Raw genomic sequence first — 19,617 nt, 5'->3', positions numbered from 1 at the left:
GGACAGTAAAAAAGCCGTTTTTCCTGTCCCTATGGCTTTGCTGATAACACTGCCGGCAGAGAATTGTTTAATATTACAGAAAAATATTCAAATGTCCGGTCCCTGTCACATATATCCGGATTCTGAAACAGATCGATCAGCATTCCGGCAATTGCTTCTGTATAAAAATTACAAAGAAACTGCCGGTAATGGTTATCGATCGAGACATCAAGTTTCTTTTCTGTATCACGGATGATTTTCTCGATCAATCCGATAAAATCCTTATAAAAGAAGCGTTTCAACTGGTCACGTCCGACCGAATCATAGATACAATTCAGGAAATACGCATTTTCATTTACATAATCAATCACAAAATCAAAGGCATCTTTATAATCTACAAGCAGGTCAAACTGACGTACCACTTCGAATGCCTCCTGCTCGAGCATCCATTTTAAAAGTCCATAGATATCTTCAAAATGATAATAAAAAGTTTTACGGTTCAGATTACAGTCTTTGATAAGTTCGCTGACTGTGATCTTTGAAAAAGCTTTGTGCTTCATGATTTTTTTTAAAGAAGTGCAAAGCATTGTTTTTGTCTGTAAAGATAGTTCTGTAAAAATGTTGAATACAACAGATAAGATTAAGCAGAATGGGGATAAGATTACATTTTCATCAGACAAAGAAAAAGTATATTATCAGGGAACAATGGAAGATACAGAAATTCCTTGGAATATAGATATCACTTATACACTGGATGGGAAAAAGATCACACCGGAAAAGCTTGCCGGAAAATCAGGGGGCTTAAAGATACACATTAAGATCGATAAGAATGAAAAGTGCACATCTGATTTTTATGACAGCAGTGCACTTATGGCGAGCATGATACTTGATACAGAAAACTGTGAAAACATTACGGCCGACGGTGCAACACTGGCGAATGTAGGAGCCAATAAACAGATTAGCTATACCGTGCTTCCGGGAAAAGGACTGGATGCAGAAGTTACGGCCGATGTAAAAGACTTTGAGATGGATGCTGTGGCAATCAATGCGGTAAAGATGAATCTGGATGTTGATATCGATGATACAGAGCTGACAGATAAAGTGACACAGATTATGGATGCGGCAAAACAGTTAAACGACGGAGCAGGTGCTCTTTCTGATGGAACGGATTCTATGGTGGATGGAAGCAGCAGCCTGTCAGACGGAGCGGAATCTTTAGATAGAGGAATCAACTCACTGGATTTGGGACTTGAGACCTTGAAAAGTGGCGTGTCAGATATGCAGAAGCAATCAATTCCATATCTTCTCAGATCAGTGAACTGTCTGCGACAGAAGAACAGATTAAGAGTATGCCGGATTATTCTGTAAATGCAATAAGTCAGAAACTGGTAGCCCAGATTGATTCGCAGATTACAAGCTTAAGTAATGTAGTGACATTATTACGGGGAGACAGTGCAGCAATCAGTGGTACAGAACAATATCTGAATGGTGTGTCACAAGGAACCGGTGAACTGGTATCTGGTCTTTCACAGTTAAATGATAATTATGCAGCATTTGATGCAGCTATCGGAACACTGGCTAATACAGTGTCAGGCACAGCTAATAATGTAAGTGGATTAAAGAGTGCGATCGATCAGCTCACAGCAAGTTATACACAGCTGGATCAGGGCGTGAATGATTACACAGATGGTGTGGCAGCAATTACAAAAGCATATTCACAGATTAATTCAGGAACGGTAAGTCTGGCAAGCGGAAGTAAAGAACTGGTAAAAGGATCAAAGACATTAAAGAGTGGAACTAACGAGCTTCATCAGGGGGCAGTTACATTAAGTAACGGAAGCAAAGAGTTAAACGACGGAACGCAGGAATTCTATGATCAGACAAATGGAATGGATACACAGATTGAGGATACCATGAATGAGATGATAGATTCCCTGACAGGCGGGGATTCCGAGACGGTATCATTCGTATCCGAGAAGAATGGCAATATCGATTCTGTACAGTTCGTAATTAAGACAGATGCAATCGAGAAGAAAGAGAAGGCAAAAAAGACAGAAAAGAAGACAGAAGAAAGCAGCGTGATAGAGAAGTTCAAGAATCTGTTCAGTGGAAAATAAAGGGGTAAATAATGAAAAAGCATGTAAAACCGGTATGTCTTTACATGCTTTTTTATTATGCCAAAGCATGCAAGAAAAGTTGCAGGTGACAGGTTCTTTTGTATTTTGAAATATATAAGAGAAGATATGTGGTGTTTGATAATAAAATTGACAATTATAGGATAAGGCTTTAAAATTTAAGTTAGATAAAACTAATTGGCGGAGGATAAAAACATGGCAAAAACATCAAAAGAATATAAAGATATGTCGGTAAAAGAATTTACCAAAGCTGCAAAGATATATGATTCCGGACATTCAGGAATATACGAAATGTGTAAATATGACTATCCAAAGGTTCTGGCAGAGCTTAAGAAGGTAGATTTCCAAGACGTTCTGGACTGCGGATGTGGAACTGGTCCCATGGTTGAGATACTGACAGAAGAATATCCGGATAAGCAGTATACAGGACTTGATCTGACACCGGAGATGATTAAAAAAGCACAGGAAAAGAATCTGCCGAATACAGAATTCATAGTAGGGGACTGTGAGAAACTTCTATTTGCTGATGAATCTTTTGATGTGATTATCTGCACGAACAGCTTTCATCATTATCCGAACCCACAGGCATTCTTTGATAATGTTTACAGGGTACTCAGAAAAAATGGACGGCTGATATTAAGAGATTATACTTCTAGCGGAGCCGTATTGTGGTTCATGAATCATATCGAGCTTCCGCTGGCACGGCTGATCGGACATGGGGATGTAAAAGTGTATAGAAAAGAGGAATACAAAGAAATGCTTGAAAAAGCAGGATTCACAAAGATGAAGATTCAGGCAGAAGAAAAATTCCGGTGTCATGTGGTTGCGGTGAAAACGAAATAGTAATGTTTTGTGGGGCGTGGTATAATAAGAGAATCAAATTTGTAATGACTTGGAGGTCTTATAATGACTCAGATGGAACGTTACACAGAAAAAGAAAATCGGATAATCACAAGTAATGAAAAAATTACACTGTATCATGGTTCAAAATCAGGAATAGATGGAATGATAGCACCAAAAAGCAGAGATAAATGTGATTTTGGTAAAGGATTTTATATGGGAACAGATCAGACACAGCCGCTGACTTTAATCTGTAATTATCCGAAGGCAAAGGTATATACGTTAAGTGTTGATTTGTCGGAATTGAAAATTATGGATATAGAGGTGGGACTGGACTGGGCATTACTGGTTGCATATAACAGGGGAAAGATGGAATCGGTAAAAGGCACATCTATTTATAATAAATATGCAGATTGGGACAAATCGTGTGATATGGTTGTTGGGTATATTGCGAATGACAGAATGTTTGTTGTACTGGACCGTTTCTTTAATGGCGAAATTACAGATCTTGCATTAATAAATAGTCTTTCAGCATTAAAATTAGGAAAACAATATGTGGCGAAGACAGAAAAAGCTTGCAAAAATATAAAAATTATTGAGGAACAGGAAATTAATGAAGAGCAACGGGAAAAATTGAAATATGAAAGTGAAATAAATCGTTCCAGGGGAATAGAACTGGCAGAAAGTATTTGCAGGAAATATAGACGGGAAGGACGATTTTTTGATGAAATCTTAGAGGCAGGTGGACAGAATGCTTAATCTTACACTTCAAAAACGACAGCTTTGTGATATACAGGGACGTCTATTCGAACTGGCTTTAAAAACAGGATATGATTGTCCGGCATTTATAAAATCATTTATGACAAGCAGAACGGCTGCAGCATTGGATGATGTTTATGATAGATTACAGTGGGCGGGGGAAGAATACATTCTCGAGGAACTGGATGATGAAGTGGGTGGATTGAGAAAATCCGGAGTTAGGTATAGTAAAGAAGTGATGTACTGGACCGGATATGTATATCGCTATTGGCATTATTATACGGGCGAAAGCAGCAGACAGATATATAAAATTGCAGATGAAAAAATGATGAATGAAAGCTGGCTGGGATTTCATACATTGGACGTAGAGATGGCGATTGATGACCTAAAAGAAATATATAATCAAAAACACTAGGAAGCCTTTGTTGAGACTGCTTTTTGGAAAAATCGAGGCAGATGTGATGTACGCATGCGATGGATACCTTCTGATCACGACATTTTCACTTCCGGCACTTGCCATTTGTGATGCAGGTGCCGCACTTTGCAGAAGTATTGGAAAAACGAATGTTACGATGTACATATCGGTAGTGACAAATGTGGTCAATATAGCAGCTATCTTCCGATGGGATGGAAGCCTGCTGAAAAAGATTATGGGAATTGCGATGGCACCGGTGTATACAACGGTAATCGGGCAGTGCATGGGAGCCAGAGATATCGATGCGGCGAATTATTATTTTAAGAAGTTTATCCATTTGCAGGTTCACTCGGAAACGGACTGCGGGCAGCAGGAGATGTAAAGTTTACGATGATTGTTTCCATTACACTTACGATCGCTGCAAGATTATTCTTCTCAGCCGTATTTGGACTGTGGCTTGGATGGGGCGTGATCGGAGTTGCTTTCGGTATGAGCATTGATCTGGTATTCAGAGGTGCGATTTTCATTTGGAGATATAAATCTCAGGCATGGACAAAGTTCCAGGTTATATAAGAAAAAGATTGAATTTGATTGTGTCTGCATATATAATAGAATATCGAACCAGAGGTTAAGAGGATAATCGAAGGAGCAGATAATGATCTTATATCAAAGAACGATACCGTTATTAGATCCTTAATATCCTGAAGAAAATATTTGGATAAAAATGATAAAAAATCAGGATAGAGGAGAAAATGACAGAATGAATAATCCGATAAAGACATTAACCAGAAAAGAATGGATGCTGTGGGGAATATCCCTGGCAATCGTTATTGTGTCGAATATGATGACGAGTGATTTTGATATATTAACTTTAATTGCGGCAATGATAGGAGTGACCTCACTGATATTTGCCGCAAAAGGAAATGTGTGGGCGCAGATCCTGATGGTGGTATTCAGCATACTATATGGAATCATCTCATACCGGTTCCGTTACTGGGGCGAGATGATCACATATCTTGGCATGACGATGCCGATGGCAATTTGGTCAACGATCACCTGGATCAGAAATCCATCCAAAGAAAATGGAAATGAAGTAGAAATCCGGATACTAAACCACCGGCATATCATTGGACTTGGAGCGGTGTGTATCGTAGTGACAGGAATTTTTTATATGATCCTAAGAGCACTTGATACACCGAATCTGTTCTTAAGTACCGTGTCTATCTATACCAGTTTTCTGGCGGCGTCCCTTACAATGCTCAGATCGTCTTATTACGCAGTAGGGTATGCGGCAAATGATATCGTGCTGATCCTGATGTGGATTCTAGCATCACTGGAGAATCCGGGATATATTCCGGTGGCTGTGAATTTTATCATTTTCTTTTTGAATGATATGTATGGATTTGTGAGCTGGAAGAAGAGGGAAGTGCAGCAGGCATAACGGAAGTATATTTATAATTTTTTAAGAGTCTAAAAAATAAGAAAATACAGTTGCTATATGAATCTGATTAGTAATCACGGAGATATATGGCGGCTGTATTTTTTTGTAAGATGGTTTCCGTTGTTATTTATAACTTCTTTTTTTATACTATAAAGAAGAATCATTATTTATAGATGGAACAGAATATAAAAGAAGGTGATTGGAATGAATAAAGTAATTGGAATTGGAAAACAAAGCTTTGAAGATATGATACAAAGTGACTGCTTTTATATAGACAAAACAAATCTGATAAAAGAATGGTGGGAATCAGAAGACGATATCACACTGATTACCAGACCAAGACGTTTTGGAAAAACGCTGAATATGGACATGTTAAAATGCTTTTTCTCCAATCATTATCAAGGAAGAAGTGATCTGTTTAAAAATCTGAAAATCTGATTTGAAAGTGGTAACAACTACATCGGAAGAATATGCTGTATGTTTTGGATTTACGGAAGAAGAAGTGTTTACAGCGTTGGATAGTTTCCAGTTATCCAGTCAGAAAGAAGCAGTAAAACAATGGTATGATGGATTCACTTTTGGCTCGCAGGAGGACATCTATAATCCGTGGTCTATCACAAACTATTTGAAAGAAAAAAATTTCAGGCATACTGGGCATCAACAAGTTCGAATGGTCTGGTGAATCAATTGATCAGGACATCCCAGTCAGAAGTTAAGGAAATGCTGGAAGAACTCTTAAATGATCATGAAATTGTTGTGAATTTTGATGAACAGATTGTATTTGACCAGTTAGAAACAAAAGAGAATGCAATCTGGAGTCTGATGGTAGCAAGTGGGTATCTGGAAGTAGCGAAGATTGAGTACAGAAGTATCTTAAGGACTCCATGGTATCATCTGAAAATTACAAATCTGGAAACATTCAGTAGTTTTGATACAGGCAATCATCCATCGGGAAGAACCATGCCGGAACGTTTTTATCATGGATTTGTGTTAGGATTGCTGGTAGAATTGCGTGACCAGTATGAGCTAAAGTCAAACAGAGAGAGCGGTTATGGAAGGTATGATGTGATGCTGATTCCGCGCGAACGAAAGAAGCCAGCATTTGTATTGGAGTTCAAAGTTCTGGATCCGGATGAAGAAAATGGATTAGCAGATACTGTGCAGTCTGCACTCAGACAGATTGAAGACAAACATTTCGATGCAGAATTGATAGAAAGAGGAATTGCAAGAGATGATATAAAACATTATGGACTTGCATTTGAAGGGAAAAAAGTATTGATAGGAAACTAAATGAAAAGAACACCGTATTATATGAAATGGATGAAGATGTCGGATATGATCATATAATACGGTGTTTTGCTTTCTATACATTTGAAAGAATCTGTCACTTACAGGATTTGGCAAGTGGCAGATTAAACTGTTGTTTGTGATTTATCTTTTACAGTCACAAGTACAACGCCCCAGAGACTTGCGATAATCTCCGTTAGTGGGAAGGTCCACCATACAGCAGACAGTCCTAGAAAATGAAGAACCCATGCCAGCGGAACAAGCAGGAATACTTGACGGAGCACGATGATGAATACGCTTTCTTTCATTCTAGTAACACCCTGCAAATTTGCAATGACCATGATACCACAGGATAAGAGGGATGCAAATTTCAGGGCAGCTCTGGTACGTCTGATTTTCCCGGCACCATAATTATAGCTGATCACCGGAAGGAAGTGTCATCAGATGACCGGAATCCCCATATTTTCTACGGATTGAATCAGAGTGACTTAGTTCCTGACGTATCACATCCTGAAGACTGGAGTGGTAAGAGCGGTCTCTTTCGGTAAGAGCACCGGTAATAACTGTTTCAGCCTCAAAGTATTTCATGCAGACAGGAAGAGCAGGATTCTGAAGTTTGATCCGTTCATTTTCTTCATGATACCAGAGGATATCATCTGCAACATGTTGATAATACTGGCTTCTCCAATCTGATAATATTCTTCATTGTTGATCTTCATAGGAAAATATCCGCTTCCTTTTCGTACACATAATAATCAGGTATATATGATATAAGTGTGTGATAATGAACTGATTTTTGCAGTAATCAAAAGATAAAGTGCAATAACAGCATATAAAAAACCGTTCCTCCGGCAATTGATACTAACATCTGTCTCTTCCAGACATGTAATGCACAGGTAACAATAATTGCAAGAAATTCAGGAATTCCATGACTGCCCTGCATTACATTGACATTTCTGAGACAGTAAATAACCAGCATGCCAAAGACTGCGGATGGAAGAAACTTTCCGATGTATTGAATAAATGCCGGAGTTTCTTTATTCTCACGAAATACGATGAAAGGAAGAAAACGTGTGGTCATGGTGCCAAGGATGCACAGACCGATGGTGATGATCTGTTGTGCAAGTGTCATATTATGATTCCTCCTGTTAGTGTTTGGCGTTTGCTTTATATATATCTGTAACGTTATCTGCCGGACGATCCTTATATGTAGAATTCTGTAAAATTACGGGATCAGGCACATCCAATCTGCGTCGTAAAACAGTAAGCAGAGCAACAATCGCAATCATCGTCGGAATCATAAATGAATCCGCTCCGAATATCAGCAGGAAGATGAGCGATACACCAAGACCGATTAAAGATGAAATGTGATTGTCTTCCTTCAGCCACTGATCCATAAAGATAACGACGAACATGGCCGTCATTACAAAGCTGATTCCGTCGGTATTAATCTTCAATAAAGAACCAATGATTCCTCCGGCTGTCGCAGAAGCAACCCAGTAAAACTGATTCAATAACGTGACGAAGAACATGAACCAGCCTTTATCTACGTCTTCCGGGATGTCAGCGGTATAATTAACGGAGAATGTTTCGTCACACATGCCATATATCAGATAGAATTTCTTCCATCTGGTTCCTTTGAATTTGTCCAACATGGAAAGTCCGTAGAATAGGTGTCTTGCCTGGATTAAAAGAGCCATAATGAACACCTGAAGCGGTGCAAATGGGCTTAATAACATTTCCACAGCAACAAATTCCAGCGAACCGCCATAGATGAGCATACTCATAAACAGCGGATAGACGAAAGAAAATCCGGATGCGTTCGTATAGATTCCATAAGAGGCTCCAAGAAATATGAATCCCGTCATGATAGGAATCGTACATGGGAAAGCGGCTTTCAGAGCTTTTCGTCTCATAAAAATAGTAATCTCCTTTGTAAGTAATAGATAGTAAAAAGAAAATTATCGCTTATCGTTCTTTAATGTTTCCTTTTTCGATGTTTTCTCTAAGTATCTGGTCTGTTACCTTATATAAAGTCTCAGAACCAAGCTGTGTTTTGCGTTGTCTTCCATAGACCTGTTCGGAAGTTACCTGATGCTCACGCCAGTCGCCTCCGCCGTTACTGTTATTGAGAAGCAGTGGCTGCAGATTATCCATGGAATGTGCAAATTTAGATTCCGGTGTCTGGTAGTCTTCAAATTCGTCAAAAAGTGCAGTGAGTTCTTCTTTCTGGTCTTCCGGTAATAAAGAGAAGATCCGTTCTTTGGCGGCATCTTCACGGGCTTTCTGTGTCTTTAATCCTTCGGCATCGTAAGCGTAGGTATCTCCGGCGTCGATTTCTACGATGTCATGGATCAGGCACATGATCATAACTTTCGCAATATCGACCGGTTCATTGGCATAATCTTTTAACAGATAAGCCATGATCGCCATGTGCCAGGCATGTTCGGCATCATTTTCACGTCTTCCGTGTCCGGAGAGATGGGTCTGTCTTAAGATATTCTTTTCTTTATCAATTTCGAGAATGAAATTTAATTGTTGTTTTAATCTTTCATCCATTATGCAATCCTCCTTGTGTGCTCCGTATGAACAAACTATAAGATAGTATAACATAAAAGAAAGACAGATGAAAAGTAAAAACAAATAAAACATATAAAACATATTGACTTAATAGGAAAAGGATGCTAAACTCAAGTTATAGCGAGAAAAACGAAATTCTTGTGTGAAAGTAAATGAGTAATATCGGACTGTGGATGTATTTCACAGATGAGATAAGAGAACAGAAAGCAGGTGCAGGAAGTAATGAAACAGATATTATGCTTCGGAGATTCGAATACATGGGGATTAGACGGAGAGACCGGAAAGCGTTTTTCGTGGGAAGAACGTTGGACAGGGATTTTACAGGAAAAACTGGCAGACCGGGATGTAAGGATTATCGAAGAAGGTCTGTGCGGAAGAACGACCATATTTGATGATCCATTGCGTCTGGGAAGAAAAGGAACAGAACTGCTTCCAACATTATTGGAGACACATACGCCAGATGCAGTTGTGTTGATGCTTGGAACAAATGACTGCAAAACGATATTCGGTGCATCTGCAGAAGTAATCGGAAAAGGAATTGCAAGACTGTTAGAGCAGATTAATCAATATGCGGATAAGATGAACGTGCTTGTGATATCCCCGATCTATCTGGGAGAGAAAGTATGGCAGGACGGATACGATCAGGAATTTTCTCCGGAATCCGTGGAAGTATCGAAGAAATTGGAAGGAGTATATGAAAAAGTAGCCGGAAGATATGGCAAACGTTTCATGCGGGCAGCGGATTATGCAAGTCCGTCGGAAGCAGACCAGGAGCACATGGATGGAAAGAGTCATAAGATCCTTGCAGATGCAATTTATAGAAAAATAGAAGCAGAAGTTCTGTAATTGATAGAATCAGTTGCCTTCTTTCGAATGCATGGAGATATAGAGATATAAAAGATAAAAAGCCGCTGTCAGTCAATGCTGCATTCCTTTTTCACTGAATATTAGTAAAGGAATGTAGCAAGACGGAACAGCGGATTTTTTTACTTTGTATGAAATTCATTGTTTTTGGCTATAACTTCAGCATCCGGTTTTCCGGTAAATAATTCCATCACCGTACTCTTCGCATCAATAGCAGTAAACACACCTGCAAGAATGAACACAGCTCCGAGATATCCCATCGCCGGGAGCTTCTCATGCAGGAAGATATAGGAAAAGATTGCTGCAAATATCGGTTCCAGAGAGAATAAAAATCCTGTGTTTTCTGGTGTTGTATATTGCTGTACTACGGTCTGCACAACGAATCCATAAGCCGAGGACAGAAGTGCAAGTCCAAGAACTGAGATCCAGTCCAACGCGGTGTTCGGAAATATCGGGGATCCGAACACCAGCAGACCGATTACGGAATAAAGACATGTGAAACCCTGCTGGTAGACTCCAAGCGCAAGAGGATTCACGTGTCTGGTAAAATAGCTGTTTAATACAATATTAATGGAATAACTGAAAGCCGAAAGCATACAGAGCAGCGTTCCGGGCTTTACAGAAAAGATATCTCCGCCGTTGATCAGCACCATTCCGATCAATACGATAATGATTCCAAGCCGGACATGATGTTCCGGAAGCTTTCGGGAAATAATGGCATGAATGATCGGAACAAGCACAACGGTTGTGCTGAGGATGAAGCCACTCTGTGAGGCGGTAATCGTATTTAATCCATAAAGGATTGGTGTAAGGTTTGTAAAAAGCAGAAAGCCTGTGATGGCACTATAGAGTAAAAGTCTTTTATTGACCTTCAGTAACCTTTTGAAAAATATAAGTACCAGGAGCAGGAATGCAATTCCTGTACGCAGAGCCATCAGCATCAGAGGGGAAAGTCCCTCAATTCCCAGTTTCATAAATATATAAGAAGTGCCCCATGCCATAGAGCAGGTTGTAAGAATCAGATTGGCTTTTTTCGTCGACATAATCTGTGATTCCTCCTATGTAAGTGTTATCTTGATTTTTATTATAAAGCAGAATAGAATATAAGTAAAATTCATATTTGTCATGATGAGAATAAGAAAAACTGATATAAGATGTAGATAGAATGTAGAGTCATAACGCAAAAATATGTCAGAAAGGAAGCACAGAAATTGCTGGATAAATTAAAAGAACTTGGAATCAGAGATGATCTGATCTGTGAGATGAAAGAATATAGAGAGACATATCCGGTAGAACCGGAATATGCTTCAAGAATCCCGAAGCTGGAACAATTTTACTATGGAAAAGAAGTCTGGGAACAGGCCATTACCGCAATTTTGTGTGGAGAGAATATTCTGCTGGCGGGTCCGAAAGCAACAGGAAAGAATCTATTTGCAGAGAATCTGGCAGGAGTATTCGCAAGACCACGGTGGGATGTGTCTTTTCATGTGAATATGGATGCAGCTTCATTGATCGGGATGGATACATTCCGTGGGGGAGAGGTGACGTTCAGACCGGGACCGGTATATACAGCGGCAAAGGCAGGAGGCTTTGCCATACTGGATGAGATTAATATGGCAAAGAGTGAAGCGATGGCTGTGCTTCATGCGACATTGGATTTCCGGAGGACGATTGATGTTCCGGGGTATGAACGTATGGAGCTACATCCGGCAACGAGATTCATTGCAACGATGAACTACGGATATGCCGGTACAAAAGAGCTGAATGAAGCGCTGGTATCCAGATTTGTAGTGATTCAGATGCCGATGATTTCAAGGGAAAGTCTGATCAAATTAATAAGAAAGCATTATACGGACATCCGTGAAGAAGGAGCAGGAGAACTTGCTTCCATGTTCCTGGAATTACATAAGAAGTGTGAAAATGGAGAAATCTCTTCCAAGGCACTGGATCTGCGCGGCCTCTTAGGAGCAGTCGGTCTGATGGAAAAAGGACTCGATATATTTACGGCACTGGACATGGGAATTACCAATAAAACATTTGATACATATGAACAGACTCTGATCCGTGATACGATCCATACAAGAATCTCGAAGAAAACGGTGAGAAAAGACTTGTTTATAAAATGATATCTGACATCTGATTTGATATTACGAATTGCTTATTAGAAATGTGTGCGAACAACAGAAAATAGAAGCGGGAAAGTAGTGTATTGTAATATGGAAGAAATAGAAGAACGGGAATTAAGAGAAGCAAAAAGAGCGCGAAATTTCATATGGACGGCAGCAGAAAATTATGAGCTTGATCCACTTTTCCTTGCATTTGCACCGGATGGAACGGCAGATATATATCTGAATCTGATTATTGGTCTGACTTATAAGTGGTATGATCAGGAAAAAATAGATGATTTTTTTGATCAGCTTGGAGGAAAAGATCAGGAATTATACGAAGGCCTTCTGTGGATCGGACTGGAGAATGCATTGTATCAAAAAGAAAGAAAAACAAGATCTGCAATGGAAAATCTTCGGAGAGAGTATGCCATAGATAATCTGAACCGGTATATGAATCAGAAAGAATACGCAAGGATAGAGCAGATCCGGAATGCACATTGCAAGGAAATCCTGGGTCAGCCATCCGAATTAAGTACAGAAGAGGAAGAACTTCTGCATGCATTTTCCTATACAGAAGAGATGACAACGGAAGAACTTCTGGAATGCACTCGTGAAAATTTCTGGAAGTATTTTTCATATCGCCCGGCAAAAGTTTCAAAAAAGGAAGGCATTTATTTTTTACAAAAGGTTGCCGGAGCATTTCATTCAGTAGGAAAAGTGAGCGCCACTTATGTACGGGCAAAGAACTATGAAGATAAAGGAGAAACCAGCGGTGAAAAATCGGGAGCCATGGAAAGGTCGAAGCATTATCTGGTACAGCTATCATTAAAAAATGATCCGGAGGAAGCAAGAAAGTACGTGGAAGCCTGCTTCGGAAAAAGCATACATTCTCAGAGTAAACAGAAAAAAATAGATCGCAAGCTATGCATAGATAATCATAAGAACTGCCACATTTTATTTACAAGAGGTAATTCGAAGGAAGTTGCAAAAAGACTGGAAGATGATAAAAAGGGATTAGCGAAGCTTGCTTTGGGAAAAGAATGGGAGGAGAAAAAGAGAGGGGAAGAATTAGAAGAATATTTGAAAACAGCAGGAAAACGAGAAAAGCAGGAAATTCTGAAATTTCAAAAAGAATCTTTTTTACAATATGAGAAAAACAAACAGTATTATGAGAAAAACAGAGAGATATATCAGAACAGTATAAGAAAGCTTACAGAAAAATTGCGCATCTGCCTGGAGACACAGGACGAGACATTTCCGGAAATGACAACGTACGGGAAGATCAATCCAAGAGAAGTATGGAAAGCAGTTTATCTCGATAATCCAAGAGTGTTTGAACGGAAAGAAGAAGTGGAAATTCCGGGATTCTCAGTTGATATACTGATCGATGCATCATCGTCCAGAAAGCAGATGCAGGAACAGATTGCGGCTCAGGCATATGTCCTGGCAAAGAGTCTGAATGCATGCGGCATACCGGCACAGATTTATTCTTACTGTAGTATCCGGGGATTTACTGTGATGCGGATCTTTAAAAATTATGAAGAAGAGCAGGATGGAAAAGAAGTATTCAGATATGTCGCAGCAGGAAATAACCGAGACGGACTGGCCCTGCGTGCAGCAGGATATCTGATGGAAAAAAGTGAAAAACCGGGAAAAATCTTACTTGTACTGACAGATGCAAGTCCGATGGATGACCAGAATATTGGCGAGGGAGCATTTTACACAAACAAAGAGTACACAGATCAGTCGGCGGTAGAAGATACGGCTAGAGAAGTCCAGAAGTTAAAACAAAAAGGAATTCAGGTTATCGGAATCTTCATGGGAAGTGCAAAATCCGCAGAAACAGCGACAGAGATATTCGGCAGGGGATTGGTACGGATTCAGAATATTAATGACTTTGCCGGAGCAGTGGGAAGGGTGTTGAGCGAGGTAATAAAGAATTAGAGATAGAGCCAGAGCCAGAGGATAGAGCCAGGGGGACGAGAAAAGAGGCTTTTTCAGTGTCGCCGTGGGAAGGCAATGAGGACGAGAAAAGAGGATTTTTCAGTGTCCCTATGGTTGGCAAAGTGCATATATTAATAATAAAGACAATTGGAGTCAATATCATGACCAGTCAGAAACTAGAAAACCTTTTAAATCTTGCACTGGATTCTACGGAAGATGAGAGGGAAAAATCATTGAATTTAAATGTCGGCTATAATCCGATCGACAGAGAATGGGATCTAATCATTAAATATTCTGGAAATCTGGACCGAGTCAGAGAAATCGCATCCGGAGTAACAGAGCTTCAAAATGAATATGCAATCATCCGAATTGCAGAATCCAGAATCAATATATTATCGGGAATTCCGGAAGTAGAATATGTAGAAAAACCAAAGCGACTGTTCTTCCAGACAGCAGAGGGAAGGCGTGTGTCTTGTATCAATGCGGTACAAGATACACGCCTTTCTCTGTATGGACAGGGAATATTGGTTGCAATCATAGATTCGGGAATTGATTATGCCAATACAGATTTTCAAAATGCAGATGGAAGTACGAGAATCCGCTATCTATGGGATCAGTCGTTGAATCCGGGAGAGGGGGAAAATTCGCCGGAAGGATACGGAACCGGTGTGGAATATACAAAAGAACAGATAGATGAAGCTTTGAATGCGCAGACAGTATCAGAACAAAGAAGGATTGTGAGAAGTCAGGACATTTCCGGGCATGGAACAGCTGTGGCGGGAGTAGCGGCAGGAAATGGAAGAAACAGCGGAGGACTTTATGCCGGAGTTGCCACACAGAGTGAATTACTTATTGTAAAACTTGGCAATTCAATGCAGGAAGGATTCCCGAGAACGACGGAACTGATGATGGGGATTGATTATGTGATAAGAAAAGCATTGGAACTTCGCATGCCGGTAGCGGTGAATATCAGCTTTGGAAATACATACGGCGGACATGACGGAATGACTTTATTGGAGCGGTATATTGATGACATTTCAAATATATGGAAAAGTGTATTTTGCATTGGTACAGGAAATGAAGCGGCAAGTGCCGGGCATACATCGGGAAGAATTGAATCAGAAAGTGAAGTGACGGTACAGCTTGCAATTCAGAGCAGGCAGCCGTCTGTCAGTGTACAGATATGGAAGGAATATACAGATCAGATAGAGATTTCTATTGTGAATCCGTCCGGAGTGAGAGTTGGTCCGATTCCGGAGGTACTGGGACCGCAGAGATTCAGAATCGGGCAGACGGAAATACTGACTTATTATGGAAAACCAAGTCCATACAGCACATCTCAGGAAATTTATATTGATTTCCTTCCGGTAGAGAGTTATCTGACAGAAGGAATATGGAGAATTGTCCTGACATCGGGGAAAACCGTGACCGGTCAATATGAGATGTGGCTTCCAGGCGATGCGGTTTTAAATCGTGGAACAGGATTTTTATTTCCGACAGATCAGACAACACTCACCATCCCATCATCGGCAGGCCGGGTGATATCCGTAGGAGCGTATGATGCCAGAACATTTGCATATGCGGATTTTTCAGGAAGAGGATTTACCAGACTTACGAATCTGGTGAAACCGGATCTGGTGGCACCGGGAGTGGAAGTTGTGACAGCAACAACAGGAGGCGGTTACGTAGCCTTTACAGGAACATCATTTGCCACACCTTTTGTGACGGGAAGTGCAGCGCTTTTGATGGAATGGGGGATTGTCCGGGGAAATGATCCGTATCTGTATGGAGAGAAGGTGAAAGCCTATCTGAGACGGGGAGCGAAAACACTGCCGGGATTTGCAAGGTATCCGAATGAGGAAGTGGGGTATGGTGAGGACGTTATAATAAGGTTATATTGAAATATCAGGTGATGCTTCTACAGGATACGATTGGAAAGCATCTTCTGGAAGTGGACAAGGCAGCCAGAGAACGGGAAGAAGTGATTCTGAAGCAGTTGGAATCACCAATATGTCCAGTATTTCTTTACAGGATTTGAACAAACGATTCTATGCGACTGGAATGTACGGAAAGTTATTAAATGACTGTGCAGATATTCCATGTAAAGCAATGGAGAACACAGATGTATTAAAAAAAGCAGTCGGTGAGGACACACTGATTTATGAGAAAAAAGGACAGGATGCAATCATATGGCGATGACTGGATTGAAAAATCTGTACGAACAGGGAAAGTTCACGGAACAACATAGTATATTCATTATGCGTACTTTTGGGGAGAAGTGATTATTTGAGAAAGCAGTGTTGTTATATATACGAGAGTATTGAGTAGAAATAGTGCAATTTTCACATGATATTATACAAGAATTACATGAAAATATATCGTATTATTGATATAGTATTCTTGAATTGTATGTGAGGAGAAAACTATGGAAACTGAAAGAAAAACATTAACACAGCTATCTGTGCCAATATGTTTAGAAACTTTATTTTATATGCTTTCAGGCATGGTCGATACGCTTATGCTATCATCTGTGAGCGACCAGGCTGTAGGAGCAGTGGGAACAGCCAATACATATATAGGTGTTTTTATTATCATGTTTGGGGTTATATCATCGGGTATGATAGCTGTTATGTCACAAAATATCGGAGCCGGAAGACCGGGAATTGCATATCAGGCAAGACAACTTGGACTTATATTCAACGCATTGATAGGTATCGTAATGTCGGTCATTCTTGCTGCTTTTTCTGGCGGGATACTTCGAATCGTAAGTATTGCTCCGGCTTTGCTTGAGCCGGCTGAAATATATCTTAGAATTGTCGGAGGTGCATGTTTTTTAAATGCGCTGATTCCTATTTTTTCCAGTTATTTGAGAGTGTTTGGATATACAAAGCATTCTTTGATAGGAACTGTTGTTGGAAATGTTCTTAATATAATACTTAATTCAGTATTCTTATTTGCATTCAACTGGGGTGTAATGGGAGTTGCTGTTGCCACGGTTATTTCAAGAGTTGTAAATCTTATTATTGTAGCAGGCATGGGGGCTGTACTTATAAAAGCAAAACAGAGTCCTGAGCGGATTACATCAAGAAAGATATTTGCGCAGATTGTTAAGATTGGTTTCCCTTCTGCGCTTGAAACAGCACTTTACAACATCGCAATGACCTTTATTGTGCGTTTTATGAATCAGATGGATGTGGATGGAATGAATGTTACAGCCCGCTCATATGCTGTACAGATTGCCAATTTCTCGTATTGTGTGGGAGCTGCCCTTGCTCAGGCAAATGCAATTATGACCGGCTGGAGAATTGGAGCAAAAGAGTTTGAGGAATGTAACAGGGGGACGAGAAAAGCTGCGATATACGGTATTATCACAGCGACCTGTTTTTCCGTGACATTTGCATTGGCCGGACATTTTATAGTGCATATATTTACAAATGATACACAGATGATAAATCTTGTGGTAAAGTTGTTAATAGTAGATATATTTCTTGAATTTGGAAGGGTAACAAACCTTGTATATGGTCAGGCATTAAAAACGAGTGGAGATGCACTTTTCCCGGTTATACTCGGTGCGGTATTTATGTATTTGTTTGCAGTTGGCGGAACCTATTTTCTCGGAATACACATGGGACTTCTGGCTGTAGGAGCATATATTGCTATGGCAGGTGACGAATGTGCAAGAGCTGTGGGAATGGTACTTAGATGGAAGAGTGGAAAATGGAAAAGTAAAGGTCTTATAGAAGTATAGGAGAGATTATGTACTTTGAATTAAAGGAAAATAAACCACATGGAACAAAGGATGATCCGTTTAGTACATATCATATAAAAAATGAGGGACGATCGTTTCAGATACCGGTTCATTGGCATGATGAACTGGAAATTATATATGTAAAAAGCGGTTTTCTGACTGTTAGTATATCAGGAGAAAATTATATTGGAACTCCCGGGGATGCTTTTGTAGTGTCGCCGGGCAATCTGCATTTCATGGGTTCACAGACTGGTACAGTGGATTATTTTACTTTCCTTTTTCCGTTAAAATATATATCTTTTTGCATAAATGACATGTTGAATGAGAAATTACTGGAGCCATTAAAAAATGGTCATCTGATGATAAGTCCACAAGTAAAAGATACAGCCAAAGAACTGTGTGAGCAGTTGGTTGAAATATATGTGGCAAAAAACAAGAAAACGGAATCCAAAATAACTGCTCAGATAAAGACAAAAATAATTCTTTTACAATTTATTCTTGAAATGTGGGAGAAGGGCTTTGTGATCGAAAATGATAAAAGCGGGAGAAATATGGTAGAAAAAGAAATGATTTCATATATACAGCAGAATTTTATGGAAAAGATATCGTTAAAAGAGTTCGGGGAGCAGTTTCATCTTTCGGAAAAGTATATATCACGATATTTTAAGGAACATTTTCATATTACGTTTTCGCAATATATCACACATTTACGATTAGAGCACGCAAAACAGCTGTTACAAGATACGGATACTCCTGTTACAGAGGTCGCAATGCAGAGTGGATATCAGAATGTAAGCTATTTTATCAGAAGCTTCAAAAAAACATATGGAGTGTCGCCGTTAAAATATAGAAAAAAATAAGTCAGGTACATGGTTAGAATAGAACTTGAAAAATATAAAAGATGCTATAAAAAGGTTAGGGAACAACCGAAAGGGAGTTTCCTAACCTTTTTGTATAAGAATAATTAGATAAATATTATGTCACAGGAACTTCTCCTGTAGACTTTCGTTCAATCAGCTGTGCATGCAATAAAAATGTGCTGATTGAAATGTCGTTAAGCAGGCTTGATAGTGCAAAGAACCCGCTTTTTCCGAGCTCAAGCCGATCTTGCCTGATTGTAGTCAAAGGAGGAGACGTATATGCTGCAATCGGAATATCATCAAATCCGATAATACTGATATCCTCAGGCACCTTGTATCCTAGTTGCTGACACTGGATAAGGGCTGCATTGGCAAGAGTGTCCTGGCTACAGATGATAGCAGTCATTCCTTTTTCCAGAAACCGCGGCAGGTGCTTTTCCATACATTCAGACAAATAATAAGAGCAGCCGGTAGAACTAGAGGTAGTGTTCAGTCCATGTTGGTGCATGGCACGGAGGAAAGCTGCATGTCGTATCTGAAGAATCTGAGATCCAAGAGAACCGCTGAGATAGGCAATCTTACGATGCCCAAGTCTGGCAAGATAAGAGACAGCAAGTTCCATTCCCTCATCATTATCAATACCTACATAAGCAGTAG

Annotated in this window: 26 protein-coding genes and 1 pseudogene; 18 read left to right on the top strand and 9 right to left on the bottom strand. The window is 39.8% G+C overall.

The window, feature by feature from the left end:
• Positions 1 to 29 precede the first annotated feature (29 nt).
• The gene (locus tag ACWJAF_RS00135; protein WP_448861361.1) at positions 30 to 539 is read right to left on the bottom strand and encodes a TetR/AcrR family transcriptional regulator C-terminal domain-containing protein; all 510 of its coding nucleotides are present in this window, start codon (positions 537 to 539) and stop codon (positions 30 to 32) included.
• A gap of 58 nt (positions 540 to 597) precedes the next feature.
• Here ACWJAF_RS00135 and ACWJAF_RS00130 point away from each other — a divergent pair, with 58 nt between their 5' ends.
• The 10 genes from ACWJAF_RS00130 to ACWJAF_RS00085 all read left to right on the top strand — a co-directional run bounded on the left by ACWJAF_RS00130 (position 598) and on the right by ACWJAF_RS00085 (position 6,859).
• On the top strand, positions 598 to 1,347 hold the full coding sequence (locus tag ACWJAF_RS00130; RefSeq protein ID WP_448861359.1) for a hypothetical protein: 750 nt from the start codon (positions 598 to 600) through the stop codon (positions 1,345 to 1,347).
• The gene (locus tag ACWJAF_RS00125; RefSeq protein WP_448861357.1) at positions 1,329 to 2,096 is read left to right on the top strand and encodes a hypothetical protein; all 768 of its coding nucleotides are present in this window, start codon (positions 1,329 to 1,331) and stop codon (positions 2,094 to 2,096) included. The genes ACWJAF_RS00130 and ACWJAF_RS00125 overlap by 19 nt, the downstream gene beginning before the upstream one ends.
• A 213-nt stretch (positions 2,097 to 2,309) precedes the next feature.
• Positions 2,310 to 2,957: a class I SAM-dependent methyltransferase gene (locus tag ACWJAF_RS00120; RefSeq protein ID WP_448861355.1), complete on the top strand. Its 648-nt coding sequence runs from the start codon at positions 2,310 to 2,312 to the stop codon at positions 2,955 to 2,957.
• Positions 2,958 to 3,020: 63 nt separating this feature from the next.
• Complete coding sequence (locus tag ACWJAF_RS00115; protein ID WP_448861353.1) at positions 3,021 to 3,713, top strand: DUF3990 domain-containing protein; 693 nt, start codon at positions 3,021 to 3,023, stop codon at positions 3,711 to 3,713.
• Positions 3,706 to 4,128, top strand: a complete 423-nt coding sequence (locus ACWJAF_RS00110; RefSeq protein WP_448861351.1) for a hypothetical protein — start codon at positions 3,706 to 3,708, stop codon at positions 4,126 to 4,128. Before ACWJAF_RS00115 ends, ACWJAF_RS00110 begins: the two co-directional genes overlap by 8 nt.
• 10 nt (positions 4,129 to 4,138) lie before the next feature.
• Complete coding sequence (locus ACWJAF_RS00105; protein ID WP_448861349.1) at positions 4,139 to 4,510, top strand: MATE family efflux transporter; 372 nt, start codon at positions 4,139 to 4,141, stop codon at positions 4,508 to 4,510.
• A gap of 8 nt (positions 4,511 to 4,518) precedes the next feature.
• Positions 4,519 to 4,701 carry a hypothetical protein gene (locus ACWJAF_RS00100; protein ID WP_448861347.1) on the top strand — a complete coding sequence of 61 codons (183 nt, stop codon included), beginning with the start codon at positions 4,519 to 4,521 and terminating at the stop codon, positions 4,699 to 4,701.
• A gap of 151 nt (positions 4,702 to 4,852) precedes the next feature.
• Positions 4,853 to 5,569: a nicotinamide riboside transporter PnuC gene (pnuC, locus tag ACWJAF_RS00095; RefSeq protein ID WP_448861345.1), complete on the top strand. Its 717-nt coding sequence runs from the start codon at positions 4,853 to 4,855 to the stop codon at positions 5,567 to 5,569.
• 204 nt (positions 5,570 to 5,773) lie between these two features.
• A complete protein-coding gene (locus ACWJAF_RS00090; RefSeq protein ID WP_448861343.1) occupies positions 5,774 to 6,007 on the top strand; it encodes an AAA family ATPase in 234 nt (77 codons plus the stop codon).
• Between the two features lie 168 nt (positions 6,008 to 6,175).
• Positions 6,176 to 6,859 (top strand): PD-(D/E)XK nuclease domain-containing protein, encoded by a 684-nt coding sequence (locus tag ACWJAF_RS00085; protein WP_448861341.1) that lies wholly within the window; start codon positions 6,176 to 6,178, stop codon positions 6,857 to 6,859.
• 122 nt (positions 6,860 to 6,981) lie between these two features.
• On the opposite strand, the gene ACWJAF_RS00080 is transcribed toward ACWJAF_RS00085, so the two are convergent.
• From ACWJAF_RS00080 to ACWJAF_RS00055, 6 genes are all read right to left on the bottom strand, one after another.
• Positions 6,982 to 7,281, bottom strand: coding sequence for a hypothetical protein (locus ACWJAF_RS00080; protein WP_448861339.1), 300 nt, complete (start codon positions 7,279 to 7,281; stop codon positions 6,982 to 6,984).
• Positions 7,268 to 7,444: a hypothetical protein gene (locus tag ACWJAF_RS00075; protein WP_448861338.1), complete on the bottom strand. Its 177-nt coding sequence runs from the start codon at positions 7,442 to 7,444 to the stop codon at positions 7,268 to 7,270. The genes ACWJAF_RS00080 and ACWJAF_RS00075 overlap by 14 nt, the downstream gene beginning before the upstream one ends.
• Entirely contained in the window at positions 7,441 to 7,575 is a 135-nt protein-coding gene (locus tag ACWJAF_RS00070; RefSeq protein ID WP_448861337.1) for a hypothetical protein, read from the bottom strand. The genes ACWJAF_RS00075 and ACWJAF_RS00070 overlap by 4 nt, the downstream gene beginning before the upstream one ends.
• Positions 7,576 to 7,661: 86 nt before the next feature.
• Positions 7,662 to 7,988 (bottom strand): branched-chain amino acid transporter permease, encoded by a 327-nt coding sequence (locus ACWJAF_RS00065; protein ID WP_448861335.1) that lies wholly within the window; start codon positions 7,986 to 7,988, stop codon positions 7,662 to 7,664.
• Between the two features lie 16 nt (positions 7,989 to 8,004).
• Positions 8,005 to 8,772, bottom strand: a complete 768-nt coding sequence (locus ACWJAF_RS00060; protein WP_448861333.1) for an AzlC family ABC transporter permease — start codon at positions 8,770 to 8,772, stop codon at positions 8,005 to 8,007.
• A 52-nt stretch (positions 8,773 to 8,824) separates the two neighbouring features.
• The gene (locus tag ACWJAF_RS00055) at positions 8,825 to 9,415 is read right to left on the bottom strand and encodes an HD domain-containing protein (protein ID WP_448861331.1); all 591 of its coding nucleotides are present in this window, start codon (positions 9,413 to 9,415) and stop codon (positions 8,825 to 8,827) included.
• 243 nt (positions 9,416 to 9,658) lie between these two features.
• Here ACWJAF_RS00055 and ACWJAF_RS00050 point away from each other — a divergent pair, with 243 nt between their 5' ends.
• Entirely contained in the window at positions 9,659 to 10,282 is a 624-nt protein-coding gene (locus ACWJAF_RS00050) for a GDSL-type esterase/lipase family protein (protein WP_448861328.1), read from the top strand.
• A 140-nt stretch (positions 10,283 to 10,422) separates the two neighbouring features.
• Here the strand turns inward: ACWJAF_RS00050 and ACWJAF_RS00045 are convergent, their stop codons facing one another.
• The gene (locus ACWJAF_RS00045; RefSeq protein WP_448861326.1) at positions 10,423 to 11,343 is read right to left on the bottom strand and encodes a DMT family transporter; all 921 of its coding nucleotides are present in this window, start codon (positions 11,341 to 11,343) and stop codon (positions 10,423 to 10,425) included.
• A gap of 168 nt (positions 11,344 to 11,511) precedes the next feature.
• On the opposite strand from ACWJAF_RS00045, the gene ACWJAF_RS00040 reads away from it, so the two are divergent.
• From ACWJAF_RS00040 to ACWJAF_RS00010, 7 genes and pseudogenes are all read left to right on the top strand, one after another.
• A complete protein-coding gene (locus ACWJAF_RS00040; protein WP_448861324.1) occupies positions 11,512 to 12,426 on the top strand; it encodes an AAA family ATPase in 915 nt (304 codons plus the stop codon).
• 90 nt (positions 12,427 to 12,516) lie between these two features.
• Complete coding sequence (locus ACWJAF_RS00035) at positions 12,517 to 14,352, top strand: hypothetical protein (RefSeq protein ID WP_448861322.1); 1,836 nt, start codon at positions 12,517 to 12,519, stop codon at positions 14,350 to 14,352.
• A gap of 161 nt (positions 14,353 to 14,513) precedes the next feature.
• Positions 14,514 to 16,253, top strand: a complete 1,740-nt coding sequence (locus ACWJAF_RS00030; protein WP_448861320.1) for a S8 family peptidase — start codon at positions 14,514 to 14,516, stop codon at positions 16,251 to 16,253.
• 2 nt (positions 16,254 to 16,255) lie between these two features.
• A pseudogene (locus tag ACWJAF_RS00025) lies at positions 16,256 to 16,354 on the top strand (TnpV protein); the annotation flags it as partial.
• Positions 16,355 to 16,362: 8 nt separating this feature from the next.
• Entirely contained in the window at positions 16,363 to 16,551 is a 189-nt protein-coding gene (locus ACWJAF_RS00020) for a DUF5906 domain-containing protein (RefSeq protein ID WP_448861318.1), read from the top strand.
• Between the two features lie 226 nt (positions 16,552 to 16,777).
• The gene (locus ACWJAF_RS00015) at positions 16,778 to 18,100 is read left to right on the top strand and encodes an MATE family efflux transporter (protein WP_448861316.1); all 1,323 of its coding nucleotides are present in this window, start codon (positions 16,778 to 16,780) and stop codon (positions 18,098 to 18,100) included.
• An 8-nt stretch (positions 18,101 to 18,108) separates the two neighbouring features.
• Entirely contained in the window at positions 18,109 to 18,960 is an 852-nt protein-coding gene (locus ACWJAF_RS00010; RefSeq protein ID WP_448861314.1) for an AraC family transcriptional regulator, read from the top strand.
• A 115-nt stretch (positions 18,961 to 19,075) separates the two neighbouring features.
• On the opposite strand, the gene ACWJAF_RS00005 is transcribed toward ACWJAF_RS00010, so the two are convergent.
• Positions 19,076 to 19,617, bottom strand: a 542-nt coding sequence (locus ACWJAF_RS00005) for a LacI family DNA-binding transcriptional regulator (protein ID WP_448861312.1), incomplete at its 5' end; no start/stop codon positions are given.

The sequence above is a fragment of the Dorea sp. genome, from assembly GCF_977044405.1.
The sequence above is the reverse complement of the archived record's forward strand: the minus strand, read 5'-3'. Positions and strand labels throughout refer to the sequence as shown.